Origin of the sequence: Serratia sp. CY31944 (assembly GCF_052169175.1) — a bacterium.
Lineage (GTDB): Bacteria > Pseudomonadota > Gammaproteobacteria > Enterobacterales > Enterobacteriaceae > Serratia > Serratia sarumanii.
In genome coordinates this window covers 243,252-257,380 of the sequence record NZ_JBJNLG010000006.1, presented here as the reverse complement: position 1 = coordinate 257,380, position 14,129 = coordinate 243,252, and the positions used below count along the sequence as shown (strand labels likewise).

Below are 14,129 nucleotides of genomic sequence, written 5' to 3'. Positions count from 1 at the left end.
TGGCGCGACGGGGAACAAGCGTCTCAGCTGCGCATTCTGTGCGCCCCGCGTTGCCAGGCAAACCGCTTTAATCGGCCGCGCGCTTGCGGTCTGCATCATAGCGCTCGCGGGCGGCGTCCAACTCGGGGAAATGGTATTCCGCCCATCGGTCGAGCGCCGTCAGCGTCTCGACCAGCGAGCAGGCGACGGCGCTGAGCCGGTATTCCACATGCGCCTGATTCCTTTCACTTAAATCCAAGCGTTCGAGCAGCCCGTTGCGTTCCAACTGGCGCAGCGTTTGCGTCAGCACCTTCTGTGAAATGCCGTCGATGCGGCGCAGCAGTTCGCCGTTGCGCATCGGCCGCTGCGCCAGCGCGGGCAGGATCAGCATCACCCACTTGCCGGAAATCAGCGCCAGCGCATCGCGCGCGGAGCATTTACTCGAATAGACGTCGCCGGGATAGGCCATGGGGGGTTACCTTCAGGTGCGTAATTGCCAAGGGTGCGATAAAGCCACAGCATAGCAGCACCACCTTACAGCGGGAGACACAGGATGAACGTGCTGATTGTGCTGGCTCACCCCGAGCCGCATTCTTTCAATGCCCATTTGGCCGAACAGGCGCGGCAGGCCTGGCTGGCGCAGGGGCACCAAATGAAGACGGTTGATCTGTATCAGGAGGGGTTTGATCCGCGTGAAGGCGCAGACCATTACCCCAGCAGAAAGCAGGCGGACAGATTTGATGCGATGCAGGAGCAGCGCCATCACTGGACGACTCAGGCGCTGCCGGCGGAGATCCGGCGGCATATCGAGCTGCTGCGCTGGGCGGACACGCTGGTGCTGCAGTTCCCTTTCTGGTGGTTCGGCGCGCCGGCCATCCTCAAGGGCTGGATGGATCGGGTGTTCGTTTACGGCGGGATCTACGACAGTCGCCACCGCCATGAAAACGGCGTGATGCGCGGCAAACGGGCGCTGCTGACCGTCACCGCCGGCGCCTCCGCTCAGGCCTGCGCGCCGAACGGGCGCGACGGCGATATGCGGCTGATGCTGTGGCCGATCATGCATGCGCTGCACTATATCGGCTTTAGCGTGCTGGAGCCGTTCCTGGTTTATGGCGTGCGCGGCGGGTTGACGGGCGAGGCGCTGCAGGCGCAGAACGCCGCTTTGGCGCAGGTGACGCAGGCGTATCGGGCTGGCTTAGGCGATCTTGCCGCCTGGCCGGCGGTGCGGTTCAACCGCAATGACGATTTTGACGCCGATCTGGCGCTGAAGCCCGGTGCGCCGGTCTATAGCCCGTTCGTGCGCCACCGCGATCCGGTTTAGAAACCGGCCTTCAGCAGTTCCTCGCGCAGGTCGTCGATAATCGCCGGTTCGATGTCGGGGAACTGCTGCTGAATATCGGCGATGGCTTCGGCCACGCTCGGGCCGGCAAAGGTGCCGGAGAAGGGCAGCAGCGGCAGATTGGCGTCGCTGTCCGGCAGTTCGCCGCGGATAGTGCCGGTGATCATGCCCGCTTTTTTTTCCGCCGTGAGGTCGTACTCCCCCACGTTTTTGTCGATCGGTTTCATTGGCCGCCTCGCTGTCGGTGAGTGTTTACCCTGTTCGGTTAAAGCATAGTGTTTCAGGCAATGAATACCAATCAATGTATATAATATTAATATAAAACAATGTGATGCGTATTTTGTCGTTTGACGTTTACCGGGGGCCGGCGCTATGCTCTTGGCGCTAAAGGAACCTTCCTCACTGACAGGGACAGACGACATGAAAAGACTGAAAAGCACGGCGCTGTTGTTGCCGCTGTTGGCGCTCAGCGCCTGCACCCACCACCTCAGCAGCGCGGAGCGGCATGCGAAGCACTACGTTTATCAAACGCGCGACGACTTCGACCCGCAATTCCGCACCGATGTGAACGGCAGCATTAAAAACGCCGTGCCGATGTTCGAACAGTTCTACCAGCAGGGGAAAAAGGATCGCGCGGCGGGCGTGGCGCGCAGCGAGGCGCAGAAAAAGGCCGATTATCTGGCCAGCCCGGAATTCCAGCAGAACATGGAACACAAAACCATTTTCATCAATCGCGCCTACAGCGGCTCCGACAATCCTAAACGCCGTCAGGTGCTGTCGCAGGAAGCGGTGGGCGCCTACTGGGACGGTTACGAAGGCCGCTGACTGAATCCCACATAAACAGAAGGTAATAAAAACTGGCCTTCTGCCGGTTATTTGATTATAAAAACCGCCGCTAAGGACGATGTTCATAATCGAAACCAGGAGTGTTTATGTTGGCAAACGTTAAGCGTTCGTTCGCCGCCGCCGTCGTATTGATGTTGGCGCTGCCCGCGGTTCAGGCCGCGGATTACCGTGCGGGCGAGCAATACACCCGGCTGGATAAGCCGGTAGCCGCCGCGCCTGCGGTGGTGGAGTTCTTCTCCTTCTACTGCGGCCCTTGCTATCAGTTCGCCGAAACCTACCGCGTAGGCAGCACCGTGGCGCAGGCGCTGCCCGCCGGTGAGAAAGTCACCAGGTATCACGTCAGCCTGATGGGCAAATTGGGCAATGAGCTGACCGAAGCCTGGGCGGTGGCGACGGTGCTGGGCGTGGAAGACAAGATTGAAGGGGCGATGTTCGACGCGGTGCAGAAACAGCGCGCCGTCAATAGCGCCGAAGATATTCAGCGGGTGTTCACGGCGGCCGGCATCGATGCCGCCACCTATGAAAACGCGCGCCACAGCCTGCTGGTCAAAGGGTTGATCGCCAAGCAGAACGAAGCGGTGAAGGCGTTCGAGGTGCGCGGCACCCCGTCGTTCTACGTAGCCGGCAAATACAAGATAGACAATGCCGGCATGGCCAGCACCAGCGTTGAAGGCTACGCCAAAGAGTACGCGGCGGTGGTGCGGCATCTATTGGATACGCAGCCTTAAGGCGATTCCTCCTCCGGCGCCCGATGATCTGTGATCGCGGCGCCAAATCCCCGGCTCGCCATTGATTGTGTGTTAACGGATTGTTATGGTGGTTTTCTGTTCAACGGCGCAGCACCGCTGCTGTTTGAAGGGAGAGATCATGACGGCATTGGCAACGCTCCGGGACGTCGGCTTCGAAGAGTGGCTGGGGAAAATCAACACCGCCTGCGGCAGATTCTGCGCAAAAACGCTGGGGCCGGGCTTCAGCGGGGCGATGCAGGAGTTTCGCGCCCATGCGCTGCGCCTGAGCGTGGTCGACGTGTCTCAGGCCCGGCTGTACCGTACGCCGCGCGAGATCGCCCGCAGCGACGGCGCGCACTTTTTTACCGTCTTCCAGCTGCGCGGCAGCGCGTTGATGGAGCAGGGCGAGAGCCAGACGGTGCTCTCTCCCGGCGACATCACGCTGATCGACGCCTCACGGCCCAGCAGCTTCACCTTCCAGCGCGATTCACGCCAAATCTCCCTGTTGTTGCCGCGCGGCTGCCTGCCGGTGCCGCCGCCTTGCGCCCAGCGTCTCGGAGCAGAGCTCAGCGCGGTGCGCCTCAGCCGCCAGCTGGTGCTGAGCAGCATGCAGGATCCTCAGCTTGCCGCGGCGGAAAGCGAGGCGGTGCTGAATGCGCTGGCGGCGCTGCTGCGCCCGGCGCTGGCGCTCGAACAGGCGCGCCCGGAGGGGCAACAGCCGGTTTTCGACAAGGCACTGGCGTTGATCGACAGGCATATTCAGTCGCCGCAGCTGCGCCCGGAATGGGTGGCGGCCGAGTTGGGGGTGTCGCTGCGCAGCCTGTATCGGCTGTTCGCCCGTCAGGGGCTGGTGGTGGCGCAGTACATCAGGAACCGCCGGCTGGATCTGTGCGCGCAGGCGCTGCGCAGCGCCGCCGGGCAGGAGAAGCTGGCCGGAGTCGGCCTCGACTGGGGTTTTGCCGATCACAGCCATTTCTCGACCGCTTTCAAGCAGCGTTTCGGCATGTCGCCGAGCGAGTACCGTCGGCAGTATCAGTAAGTCAGGGCGCGGGCCAGGCCCGCGCCGCTTCACTCAATAGCGGATGCAGACCGATTTCGACTCGGTGTAAGCGTCCAGCCAATCCGGGCCGAAATCACGGCCGCTGCCCGACTGTTTGAACCCGCCGAACGGCATGTTCGGGTCGATCAGCGTATGGGTGTTGACCCACACGGTGCCGGCCTGAATGCGCGGCGTCAGCGCCATCGCCTGCTGCAGGCTGGTGGTCCACAGGCTGGCAGTCAGCCCGAAGTCGGTGTCGTTGGCCTTGCTCAGCGCCTCCTCGGCGCTCGCCACCCGAATCAGGTTGACCACCGGGCCGAACACTTCTTCACGCGTCAGGTTCAGCCTGTCGTCCGGGTTGATCACCAGCGTCGGCGAGATGTAGAAGCCGTTGGCGTCCGGCCCGGCCGCGCCGCCGATAAGCTCGGCATTTTTCGCCCGGGCGTCGTCCAGGTAGGCCGCCACCTTGTCGCGGTGCGCGAGCGACACCAGCGGGTTGATTTGCGCGCCGGTATCCATCCCCGGCCCGACCGACAGCGATTTCACCGCCTGTTCGAATCCCGCTACCAACCGATCATAAATCGGCGCTTCGATATAAATCCGCGAGCTGGCGGCGCACACCTGCCCCTGGTTGAGGAAGCTGCCGAGCATCAGGCCTTCGATCACCTGCTGCGGATCGGCATCTTTCAGCACGATGGCCGGGTTTTTGCCGCCCAGCTCCAGCGTCACGCGGGTCAGGCGATCCGCCGTCGCGCGCGCGATGCTTTTGCCCACCGGCGTGGAGCCGGTAAAGCTGACTTTGGCGATCAGCGGATGTTCGGTCAGCGCCTTGCCGCACACGGTGCCGCGGCCGGTGACCACGTTGAACACGCCCGGCGGCACGCCGGCTTCGCTCGCCAGTTCGGCCATGCGCAGCAGGGTGAGCGGGGTGGTTTCCGACGGCTTGATGACGATGGAGCAGCCCGCCGCCAGCGCCGGCATCACTTTCCACATGCCGATCATCAGCGGGAAGTTCCAGGGCACGATGCCGGCGACCACGCCGATCGGCTCTTTACGGGTATAAACCTGATATTTGGCGCCCGGCGGCATCGGAATGGAGACGTCCAGCGTCTGGCCGGTGATTTTGGTCGCCAGCCCGGCGGTGTAGCGCATCCAGTTCAGGGTGCTGCCGACTTCGAAAGCGCGGGCGATGTTGATGGATTTGCCCTGCTCCAGGGTTTCCAGCTGCGCCAGCTCCTCGGCGTGCTGTTCCACCAGATCGGCGAAGCGCAGCAGGATGCGTTCTCGTTCTACCGGCAGACGCTGCGCCCAGACGCCTTCGCTGAAGGCTTTGTGGGCGGACTGCACCGCCAGCGCGACGTCGTGTTCGTTGGCATCGGCGGTGGTGGCGATCTGCTGCCCATTGGCGGGGTTATACACCGCCAGGCGGCCTTCCGCGGCGGACGCGCGCCACTGGCCGTCGATATACAGCCCATGCTGACGATCGAGAAAACGCGACACGCTATCCAGCACGGCTACGGTATTGTCAGACATACATCCTCCGATCAGGCTCATCAGGTTATCGTTAACCCTGCAAGTCTAGATCAGCGGAAAAGCGGCGGCTTTGGTCTGCCTGACATTCGGTTTGCCCTGCGTGTCATTTTGCCGTGACGGAAGGATAAACCGCGGCCGGCGGGCGCCGGCCGGGAGGGATCACGAGCTCAGGGTTGCCAGACGGGTGGCGAAGCCGAGGAACAGCAGGCCGATCAGGCCGTTGCCGAGCTTCGCCAGGCCTTTCTTGTGATTGAAGAAATGCGCCAGCATCGCGCCGGAGAAGATCAGCGTGCTCATGTAGATAAAGCTGACGGCTTCGAGGATCAGCGCCAAAATGGTGAACGACAGTCCGGTGTGCGCGTAGTTGAAGTCGATGAACTGCACGAAGAACGACACGTAAAACAAGATAGCTTTCGGGTTGGTCAGGCTCAGCGTCAGCGATTTGCGCAGAATGCTGTGGCCGCCTTCAATCTGCTGCTGTTGCGCCTGCGCCTTCTGCACGAAGGTGGCGTAGAGGATTTTTGCGCCGAGGAACAGCAGGTAAATCGCGCCGAGAAAACGCACCAGGGTAAACAGGAACGGCGTGGTGCGGATCAGCGAAGCCACGCCGATATAGGCGCAGAAGATCAGGATCGCATCGCCGATGAACACGCCGAGCGCCGCGGTGTAGCCGGCGCGCACGCCGCGCGATACGCCGGTTTTCAGTACGTACAGCGTATTCGGCCCCGGCAGAATGATAATGAAGACCACCCCGGCCAAATAGGTCCATAAATTCAGGACGCCAAAACTCTCTAACACAATAACCTCTCCATGCGCGCAACTAACAGGCAAAAACACTGGCCACGCCCGTGACCGGCCGCGATCCTAACGCTGTGCAACCGGGTTGGCAACGTAATAAACTTCATGTTGTTGGTTAAAAATTGTCGAAACATTGTTGAAAACGTCGGCGCCGAATTAAAAAGCAAGAGCCGACGTGTTTCGCCAACGGCCCGTCACTATGCTGGTTAACATCGAAACCGCAGTGAGGAACGGATGATGAAAAACGTAATCGACAGCGCCGACCCGCGCTGGCTGGCGATCGTCAGCCGCGATAAACACGCCGACGGCCGCTTTATCTATGCGGTGAAAACCACCGGCGTGTATTGCTCGCCTTCTTGCCCGTCACGCCAGCCGAACCGGCAAAACGTGGAACTGTTCGACGATGCCGAGCAGGCGGAGGCGGCGGGTTATCGGCCCTGCAAACGCTGCCGCCAGGGGCTGACGCCGTTGACAGAGCAGCATGCGCGGCAGATAGCCGAGGCCTGCCGCTATATCGAACGGGCGGAGAAAGCGCCGTCGCTGCAGGCGCTGGCGCGTCACGTCGGGTTGAGCCAATACCATTTCCACCGGCTGTTCAAAGCGATCACCGGCCTGACGCCGAAAGGCTATGCCGACGCGCAGCGCAGCCAGCGCTTGCGCACCGGTCTTACGCAGCAGGAGACGGTGACCGACGCGATTTTCGACGCCGGCTATGGCGCCAACGGCCGCTTCTACCGGCAAGCCAACGCCGCGCTCGGCATGACGCCGAAGGCCTACCGGGCGGGCGGCAAAGGCATGCGCATCCATTTCGCCGTCGGGCGCTGTTCGCTGGGTGAGATCCTGGCGGCGCAGAGCGAGGTGGGCATCTGCGCCATTCTGCTGGGGGACGATGCGCAGCGGTTGGTGCAGGATCTGCAGGACAAGTTCCCTAATGCCGAGCTGATCGGCGGCGATGCGCAGTATGAAGCGCTGATGGCGCAGGTGGTGGGGTTGATTGAAGCGCCGGAGAACGGGTTGGCGCTGCCGCTGGATATTCGCGGCACCGCGTTTCAACAGCGGGTCTGGCAAGCGCTGCAGACGATACCGGTCGGCGAAACTGTCAGCTATGCCGACATCGCCCGGCGCATCGGCGCGCCCAAAGCGGTGCGCGCGGTGGCCGGCGCCTGCGCCGCCAACGTGCTGGCGGTGGCGATCCCCTGTCACCGGGTGGTGCGCAACGACGGCGCTTTGTCCGGCTATCGCTGGGGCGTCGAGCGCAAGAAAGCCTTGCTGGAAAAAGAGGCGCAGCGATGAGCCGCTCGCTGGCGGCGCGGCTGGCCGAATTGGACTGGGCGGCGATTGAACGCGAACTCGATGCGCAGGGCTGTGCGCGGTTGCCTGGCGTGCTCAGCCAAGACCTGTGCCGCGAGCTGGCGGCGCTCTACCCGCACGATGCGCACTTCCGCAGCCGCATCGTGATGGCGCAGCACGGTTTTGGCCGCGGCGAGTACCGCTATTTCGCCTATCCGCTGCCGCTTCCGGTGGCCGAGGCGCGCAGCCTGATGTATGCGCGGCTGGCGCCGGTGGCCAACCGCTGGAACGCCTTGTTGGGTCTGGCGGCGCGCTATCCCGCCGAACACGAAGCCTACCTGGCCGAATGCCACCGGGCCGGCCAACGGCGGCCGACGCCGCTGCTGTTGCGTTACGAAGCGGGGGATTACAACTGCCTGCATCAGGATCTGTACGGCGAGCGGGTGTTTCCGCTGCAGGTGGCGTTTTTGCTCTCCGCCCCCGAACGGGATTTCACCGGCGGCGAATTCGTGTTGACCGAACAGCGGCCGCGGATGCAGAGCCGGCCGGAGGTGGTGCCGCTACAGCAGGGCGACGCGGTAGTGTTCGCCGTGCATCACCGGCCGGTGGCGGGGGGGAAAGGCTGTTATCGGGTCAATCTGCGCCACGGCGTCAGCCGGGTACGTTCCGGCCAACGCCACACGCTGGGGGTGATCTTTCACGACGCGCTATAGCTTGCGCGCCAGCAGGGTGGCGAAGCGCAGCGAGATACGGTTGCCGGCGGCGTCGGTCTTGTGCAACTGGCCGACGTCCTCGTTGTATTTGAGGATCTCCCAGTCGCGATAATAATGCTGCAGTTCACCCGGGCTAAAAGTGAACGGGAACGGCAGCGGGCAGGGATAATCCTCGGTATCCATCGCCGCCACGATCAGGTTATGGCCACCGCGAACGGTGCTGTCCTGCATGTTTTGCACGATATGCGGAATTTGCTGGCGTTCGAGAAACATCATCACCACGGTGGACAGGATGAAGTCGTATGCGCCGCTGAAGCGGTGGGTATTGAGATCCTGCACGCCGGCGCTTAGGCGGGTCAGCTGCTCGGCGTCGATGATCTGATTGAGGCGGTCTATCGACGGCGCGTGCTTGTCCCAGGCGGTGACGTCGAAACCTTTCAGATTGAGATAGAGCGAATTGCGGCCGCCGCCGCAGCCCAGATCCAGCGCCTTGCCCGGCGCGATGCGCGCCGCCGCCTCGATCACTTCGGAGTGGGTGCGCGTCAGTTCGTATTTCTTGTGGTAGTAATCTTCCGGCGTGCAGTAAAACGCCAGCCGGCAGGTCATGTCGTCCGAGAAGGAAACGATGCGATGCCACTGCTGCGGTGCGATAAACGGCGGCTGGCTTTCGGGGCTGAACTGCCAGGTCTCGGTGGTGGCACCGTCCTCGGTCATCATGGCGAACGTCAGGCTGCCGCTCAGTACGGTGAGCTTCGCCCAGGTGCCGCTCTGGGTGTTGTGGCGCTGGCGGAAGGCCTCCGGCAGCGTGTCGCTGTTCCATTCCGGCAGGGTTTTATAGCAAAGCAGCTGCTGCTCCATAAGGGGCTCCTCTGGCTGGGCAAGCAAAGTGATTTATATGATGTATATAAAATACATCTTTATCGAGCGTTTGAACATAGCGGCCTGACGGAAAGGCGTGGCATATCTTTATACTGGATTGTGCGCGGCGGCTGGGCTAATTTCAGTGCTGTTCATGTCATCACGTTCAGGGAAAAGATGCCGATACCTCGTTTATTCCACCCGATATCCTTCCGTTTGCTGAGCCTGGCCGCGCTGCTGGCGTTGGCGGGCTGTACCAGCAAAACCACCACCACGGCGCCAACGGCGCGCCCCGCCGACGTCAAAGCCCGACTGATGACGCTGATCCCGGCCAACGCCGGCGATCGTCAGGGCTGGGCCACCGATATTACCGCCGCCTTCGCCGCGCAGGGCATCGAGCCGAGCGATGAGAACCTGTGTTCAGTGCTGGCGGTGACCGAACAGGAGTCGACGTTCCGGGCTAACCCGCAGGTGCCGGGGCTGCCGAAGATCGCCTGGAAGGAGATCGACCGCCGCGCCGATCAGATGCACATCCCGAACTTTTTGGTGCATACCGCGTTGAAGATCTCGTCGTCGAACGGCCAGAGCTACAGCGAGCGGCTGGATAAGGTGCGTACCGAGAAGGATCTGAGCGATATCTTCGATGACATGATCGACCGCGTGCCGATGGGGCAGAAGCTGTTCGGTCATTTAAATCCGGTACATACCGGTGGCCCGATGCAGGTGAGTATTGCCTTCGCCGAGGCGCACGCCAAAGGGTACCCTTATCCGGTCGACGGCTCGATTCGCCGCGAAGTTTTCAGCCGGCGCGGCGGCATGTACTTCGGCATTATGCATTTGCTGGGATATCCGGCCGATTACAGCCGGCCGATTTATCGCTTTGCCGACTTCAACGCCGGCTGGTACGCCAGCCGCAACGCGGCGTTCCAAAACGCGGTCAGCCGGGCGAGCGCCATTCCGCTGGCGCTGGACGGCGATCTTATCGACTTCGGCAGCGACAAGCCCGGCTCGACCGAGCTGGCGGTGCGCACGCTCGGCAAGCGCTTGAACATGAGCGACAGCGCCATTCGCCGGGCGCTCGAGAAAGGCGAGACGGCCGGCTTTGCCGACACCGATCTGTATAAGAAGGTCTTTGCGCTGGCGGGCGGCAAGCTGCCGCGCGAGATGCTACCGGGCATCCAGCTGGAAAGCCCGAAAATCACCCGCAAGCTGACCACCGCCTGGTTCGCCAAACGGGTGGATGAACGCCGCCAGCGCTGCATGGCGCGCGCCGGCGGGTAACCCAAAAGAAAACGCCGCCGGTGGCCTGAAACCATCGGCGGCGCGATCGCGCATCAGGCGCTGCGGCGCGGGTTGGTCAGGCCGAAGTTAAAGCTGTTGCAGCGGTTGCAGAACTCTTTCATCACCGGCGGCGTGTCCATCATCGGTACTTTCACCTCGATAAACGCCAGCCGATCCTGCCGCGAGGCGCGTTCCAGGGCCATTTCCAGCTGTTGCGTGGTTTCCACCGCCACGCTGAACGGCTGCGCCTGGGTATTCAATACCGCCGGCAGTTTGGCGTAGTCCCACGGGCCGATGTCGTTGTAGGACGAGTTTTCGCCGAGGATATACCGCTCGATGGTGTAACCGTCGTTGTTGATCAGGAAGATGATCGGCTTTTGCTCGCAGCGCAGCAGGGTAGACACTTCCTGCGCGGTGAGCTGGAAGGAGCCGTCGCCGATGAACAGCAGGTGCCGGCGCTCCGGCGCCGCCATCAGGGTGCCGAGCAGCGCCGGCAGGGTATAGCCGATCGAGCCCCAGATCGGTTGGTTGACCACCTTGACGCCGCCGGGCATGCGCATGCCGCCGATGGCGGCGCCCGAGGTGCCGTTTTCCACCACCACCACGTCATCTGCCCGGATAAATCGCTGGATCCGTTGCCACAGATAGGCCTGGTCGATGGGGGCGTCGCTCGGCGTCGCCAGCTTTTCACGCGGATCGGGCAGCGGCGCCAGGGGCTGTACCGGCGCGTCTTCGCTCAGATCCAGCAGCGCCTGCAGCAGATCCGCCGTTGCCACCGCCGGATAGGAGGTGTTGTCCAGCTTCAGCGAGAACGGCTGGATATCCACCTGAGCGGCGGCGGGAATTTGCTGCGAGAAATAGCCGGTGGTGGAGTCCACCAGACGCACGCCGAAGCTCAGCACGCAGTCCGAGTGCGCCATGCGTTCATACAATTCGGGGCGCGACAGATTGCCGCTGTAGCCGCCCATCCAACCGGCGGTATCTTCCGGAATGATGCATTTGGCGGTCGGCATATTGGTCAGCGGAATGGCAAAGCGGTGAGCGACCTCGATCACCAACCGCTGCAGCTGATAGCGATCCACCATTTGGTCGACCAACATGATCGGGCGCTGCGCGCGTTTTATTTTGGTTAACAGCGCCATCGCCGCTAATTGCACATTGTATTTATCGCTGGCCGGCAACTGCGGCGCCGCTGCGGCTGCGGCGATTTCAATTTCGACGTCGCAAATATCGGAAGGCAGCTGTAAATACACCGGTTTCTTCTCTATCCAGGCGCGGGAAATAACGCGCGGAATTTCCTGCGCGGCATTTTCCGGCGTAATCAAGGCTTGAGCAACGGTGAATTGTTTAAAACAGTTCATGACGTTGTCGAAATTGCCGTCGCCCAGAGTATGGTGCAATAGCTGATGATTCTTCATCGCGTGCAGCGGCGGCGTGCCGGCGATGCAGACCACCGGCGAGGATTCGGCATAGGCTCCGGCGATGCCGGACAGCGCGGCCAGATCGCCGACGCCGTAGGTGACGATCAGCGCGCCGGCGCCCTTCATTCGGGCATAGCCGTCGGCGGCGTAGGCGGCGTTCAATTCATTGCAGTTGCCGATAAACGCCAGCCGGTCGTCGCTTTCCAGCAGCTCCAGCAGGCTGAGGTTATAGTCGCCGGGCACGCCGTAAATACGATCGACGTTCAGGGCGTGAAGCTGTTGCAGAATGAATGACCCGATAGTTATTTTCATTGATTGCTCCGGATTATTTATCTTTATTTTGTCAGGCGAAAATCAGCAAAAATAAATTGCTGGCGATGTTGTGTCGTTAGCATTAACAGTTATTTAAAGCGTCGACTTGTTCAAGATAGGGTTGGCAGCCGGAAAATGGGCGGTTTGTATTCGGCGCTTTACGCGATTGAGTAAGACATAAAAAGTAGGGATATTGCGTATTGGCGTGCGGCGGTATTTTTCCTTGATGGAATATCAGCAGAGAAACGGCGCCGCATTGGCATTTATCATGATGCAGGGCGAATCATCCGGTACTTTTGACGCCGCGTTAAATCCCATTGAGCGACACAACGCTTTTTGCCTGGAAAAGAAAAGCCGACGCTGACGTAAAGGGGAATTTTGGTGATCCGCCGCACGCTTATTTTAAGAAACCATCACGCAACCAATTAAAAACAAAAAATTAACAACAATCGTTTTTTATTCGTCGGTTTCCGTCAGCTTTGCTTTACGGGGACGGCGGTGCGCGCCACGTCGGGCCGGCGTTAAAATACGCCGTTGCGGGCGCTAAGATAACGTGGTGGCCATCACATTCCGTGGGAAGTGATACGTAAACTTTTCTCCACGTGCGCGCAGATGGCGTATACCTACCAAAGAGGGCGGTGCCCCAGTGGCACTGACTGACGGGGGAAAGAGCAATGAAAAGCTATCGACATATTCTGGTACTGATTCACGATGAGCGCGATGGGCTGCCGTTGCTGCGTCAAACGGTGGCGATGGTGCGCGGGTTGCCGATCGCCATCACCGTCGGCCACCTTAACGCCGACTATGCGGAGCTGGAGTACGGCAGCGATGCGCTGGTCAAAGATCGCCAGGCGCAGGAGGTGATCGCCGCCAAGGCGATGCTGAGCCGGTTGGTGAGCGCCGTCGATGCGCCGGTTGCGGTCAAGGAAATCGTCACCATCCGGCGCTTTAAGGACGTCAACGATTTCATTCATCAGGCCGGCATCGATCTGGTGGTGGTCGGGCACCAAAACCGCCTGTTCGGCCTCTATTCCTCATATTCTCTGGAATTTGTGAACCGTCTCGATGTCGATGTGTTGGTCAAGCATCTTGCCCGCGAGTAGCGTGCGACAAAGCGGACTTTTCCCACGGCTTTGCCGCCTTAAAGGCGATAGCATGCGGATATCGGTACAATTTGTTATGAATTATTGGGCATTTTCCGGCGCTAAACTTAACCAAAGCACAACGGGCGTTGGATAAATTAGATACAGCTTGATCTTGCCTGGGCTATCGGTAAAAATCTGCGGCCGTATTTTTACAGGAGCTTTACGATGTTTCTCAAACGGACTCTTTTGGCATGTTCTCTGGCGTTGATATTTCCTGCACTGCCTTCTTACGCTGAGGTTGGTACAGAAAGTGGCAATACCGCGCAGGCTGAAAAACCGGGTGTATGGCAGCGTTTTACCGATAACGTGGCGGAGACCTGGAACAACTCGCCTAACCACGATCTCTATATCCCGGCCATTACCTGGCACAACCGTTGGACTTACGATGATGAACATATCGATAAGTACAACGAACGCCCGTGGGGCGCCGGTTACGGCATCTCCCGCTACGACAGCGACGGTGACTGGCACGGCATCTACATCATGGCGTTCAAGGACTCCTTCAACAAGTGGGAGCCGATCGGCGGCTACGCCTACGAGAAGATCTGGCGCCCGCTGGATGACAAGGATTTCCGCCTGGGGCTGGGCTTTACCGCCAGCGTCACCGCGCGCGACAACTGGAAATACATTCCCATCCCGGCGCCGCTGCCGCTGGCCTCTATCGGCTATCAGCGGCTGACGTTCCAGGCGACCTACATTCCCGGCACCTATAACAACGGCAACGTGTTCTTCGCCTGGCTGCGCTGGCAGTTCTAAACTTCCTGAATTCCGAAAAACGGCGCGGCGGCGAGATTAAAGGAACTTGTCGCCGCCAGCGGCGTCGGAAGGGTATCCCGGCGCGCTGCGC

At 60.9% G+C, this 14,129-nt stretch carries 15 protein-coding genes; 9 read left to right on the top strand and 6 right to left on the bottom strand.

The window, feature by feature from the left end; translation table 11 throughout:
• Nucleotides 1-67: 67 nt before the first annotated feature.
• Nucleotides 68-448, bottom strand: a complete 381-nt coding sequence (locus ACJ8IN_RS09855) for a winged helix-turn-helix transcriptional regulator (RefSeq protein WP_047569126.1) — start codon at nt 446-448, stop codon at nt 68-70.
• Between the two features lie 84 nt (nt 449-532).
• On the opposite strand from ACJ8IN_RS09855, the gene ACJ8IN_RS09850 reads away from it, so the two are divergent.
• Nucleotides 533-1,300, top strand: coding sequence for an NAD(P)H-dependent oxidoreductase (locus tag ACJ8IN_RS09850; protein ID WP_049235147.1), 768 nt, complete (start codon nt 533-535; stop codon nt 1,298-1,300).
• Here the strand turns inward: ACJ8IN_RS09850 and ACJ8IN_RS09845 are convergent.
• A complete protein-coding gene (locus ACJ8IN_RS09845; RefSeq protein ID WP_019454278.1) occupies nt 1,297-1,545 on the bottom strand; it encodes a hypothetical protein in 249 nt (82 codons plus the stop codon). The two genes, ACJ8IN_RS09850 and ACJ8IN_RS09845, sit on opposite strands and share 4 nt — an antisense overlap.
• A 193-nt stretch (nt 1,546-1,738) precedes the next feature.
• Between ACJ8IN_RS09845 and ACJ8IN_RS09840 the strand changes: the two genes are divergently transcribed.
• The 3 genes from ACJ8IN_RS09840 (at nt 1,739) to feaR (ending at nt 3,931) form a co-directional block, all read left to right on the top strand.
• Complete coding sequence (locus tag ACJ8IN_RS09840; RefSeq protein WP_033653320.1) at nt 1,739-2,143, top strand: Exc2 family lipoprotein; 405 nt, start codon at nt 1,739-1,741, stop codon at nt 2,141-2,143.
• Between the two features lie 107 nt (nt 2,144-2,250).
• Entirely contained in the window at nt 2,251-2,892 is a 642-nt protein-coding gene (locus ACJ8IN_RS09835) for a DsbA family protein (protein WP_049196452.1), read from the top strand.
• A gap of 139 nt (nt 2,893-3,031) precedes the next feature.
• Nucleotides 3,032-3,931 carry a transcriptional regulator FeaR gene (feaR, locus tag ACJ8IN_RS09830; RefSeq protein ID WP_041033541.1) on the top strand — a complete coding sequence of 300 codons (900 nt, stop codon included), beginning with the start codon at nt 3,032-3,034 and terminating at the stop codon, nt 3,929-3,931.
• 33 nt (nt 3,932-3,964) lie between these two features.
• On the opposite strand, the gene ACJ8IN_RS09825 is transcribed toward feaR, so the two are convergent.
• Together ACJ8IN_RS09825 and leuE are read right to left on the bottom strand one after the other, a co-directional pair.
• On the bottom strand, nt 3,965-5,464 hold the full coding sequence (locus ACJ8IN_RS09825; protein WP_161765078.1) for an aldehyde dehydrogenase family protein: 1,500 nt from the start codon (nt 5,462-5,464) through the stop codon (nt 3,965-3,967).
• Between the two features lie 159 nt (nt 5,465-5,623).
• Nucleotides 5,624-6,262 (bottom strand): leucine efflux protein LeuE, encoded by a 639-nt coding sequence (gene leuE / locus ACJ8IN_RS09820; protein WP_016928933.1) that lies wholly within the window; start codon nt 6,260-6,262, stop codon nt 5,624-5,626.
• A 237-nt stretch (nt 6,263-6,499) separates the two neighbouring features.
• Between leuE and ada the strand changes: the two genes are divergently transcribed.
• Nucleotides 6,500-7,555 (top strand): bifunctional DNA-binding transcriptional regulator/O6-methylguanine-DNA methyltransferase Ada, encoded by a 1,056-nt coding sequence (gene ada, locus ACJ8IN_RS09815; RefSeq protein ID WP_047569114.1) that lies wholly within the window; start codon nt 6,500-6,502, stop codon nt 7,553-7,555.
• Nucleotides 7,552-8,265 carry a 2OG-Fe(II) oxygenase gene (locus ACJ8IN_RS09810; RefSeq protein WP_308325456.1) on the top strand — a complete coding sequence of 238 codons (714 nt, stop codon included), beginning with the start codon at nt 7,552-7,554 and terminating at the stop codon, nt 8,263-8,265. Before ada ends, ACJ8IN_RS09810 begins: the two co-directional genes overlap by 4 nt.
• On the opposite strand, the gene tehB is transcribed toward ACJ8IN_RS09810, so the two are convergent.
• A complete protein-coding gene (gene tehB / locus ACJ8IN_RS09805) occupies nt 8,260-9,123 on the bottom strand; it encodes an SAM-dependent methyltransferase TehB (protein WP_308325457.1) in 864 nt (287 codons plus the stop codon). The genes ACJ8IN_RS09810 and tehB overlap by 6 nt on opposite strands.
• 177 nt (nt 9,124-9,300) lie before the next feature.
• Here tehB and ACJ8IN_RS09800 point away from each other — a divergent pair, with 177 nt between their 5' ends.
• Complete coding sequence (locus ACJ8IN_RS09800) at nt 9,301-10,404, top strand: DUF1615 domain-containing protein (RefSeq protein WP_197807725.1); 1,104 nt, start codon at nt 9,301-9,303, stop codon at nt 10,402-10,404.
• Nucleotides 10,405-10,457: 53 nt separating this feature from the next.
• On the opposite strand, the gene ACJ8IN_RS09795 is transcribed toward ACJ8IN_RS09800, so the two are convergent.
• The gene (locus tag ACJ8IN_RS09795) at nt 10,458-12,137 is read right to left on the bottom strand and encodes an alpha-keto acid decarboxylase family protein (protein ID WP_041033553.1); all 1,680 of its coding nucleotides are present in this window, start codon (nt 12,135-12,137) and stop codon (nt 10,458-10,460) included.
• Between the two features lie 674 nt (nt 12,138-12,811).
• Here ACJ8IN_RS09795 and ACJ8IN_RS09790 point away from each other — a divergent pair.
• Complete coding sequence (locus ACJ8IN_RS09790; RefSeq protein WP_033647383.1) at nt 12,812-13,240, top strand: universal stress protein; 429 nt, start codon at nt 12,812-12,814, stop codon at nt 13,238-13,240.
• Between the two features lie 207 nt (nt 13,241-13,447).
• Nucleotides 13,448-14,038 carry a lipid IV(A) palmitoyltransferase PagP gene (gene pagP, locus ACJ8IN_RS09785; RefSeq protein WP_047569101.1) on the top strand — a complete coding sequence of 197 codons (591 nt, stop codon included), beginning with the start codon at nt 13,448-13,450 and terminating at the stop codon, nt 14,036-14,038.
• Nucleotides 14,039-14,129 lie beyond the last annotated feature (91 nt).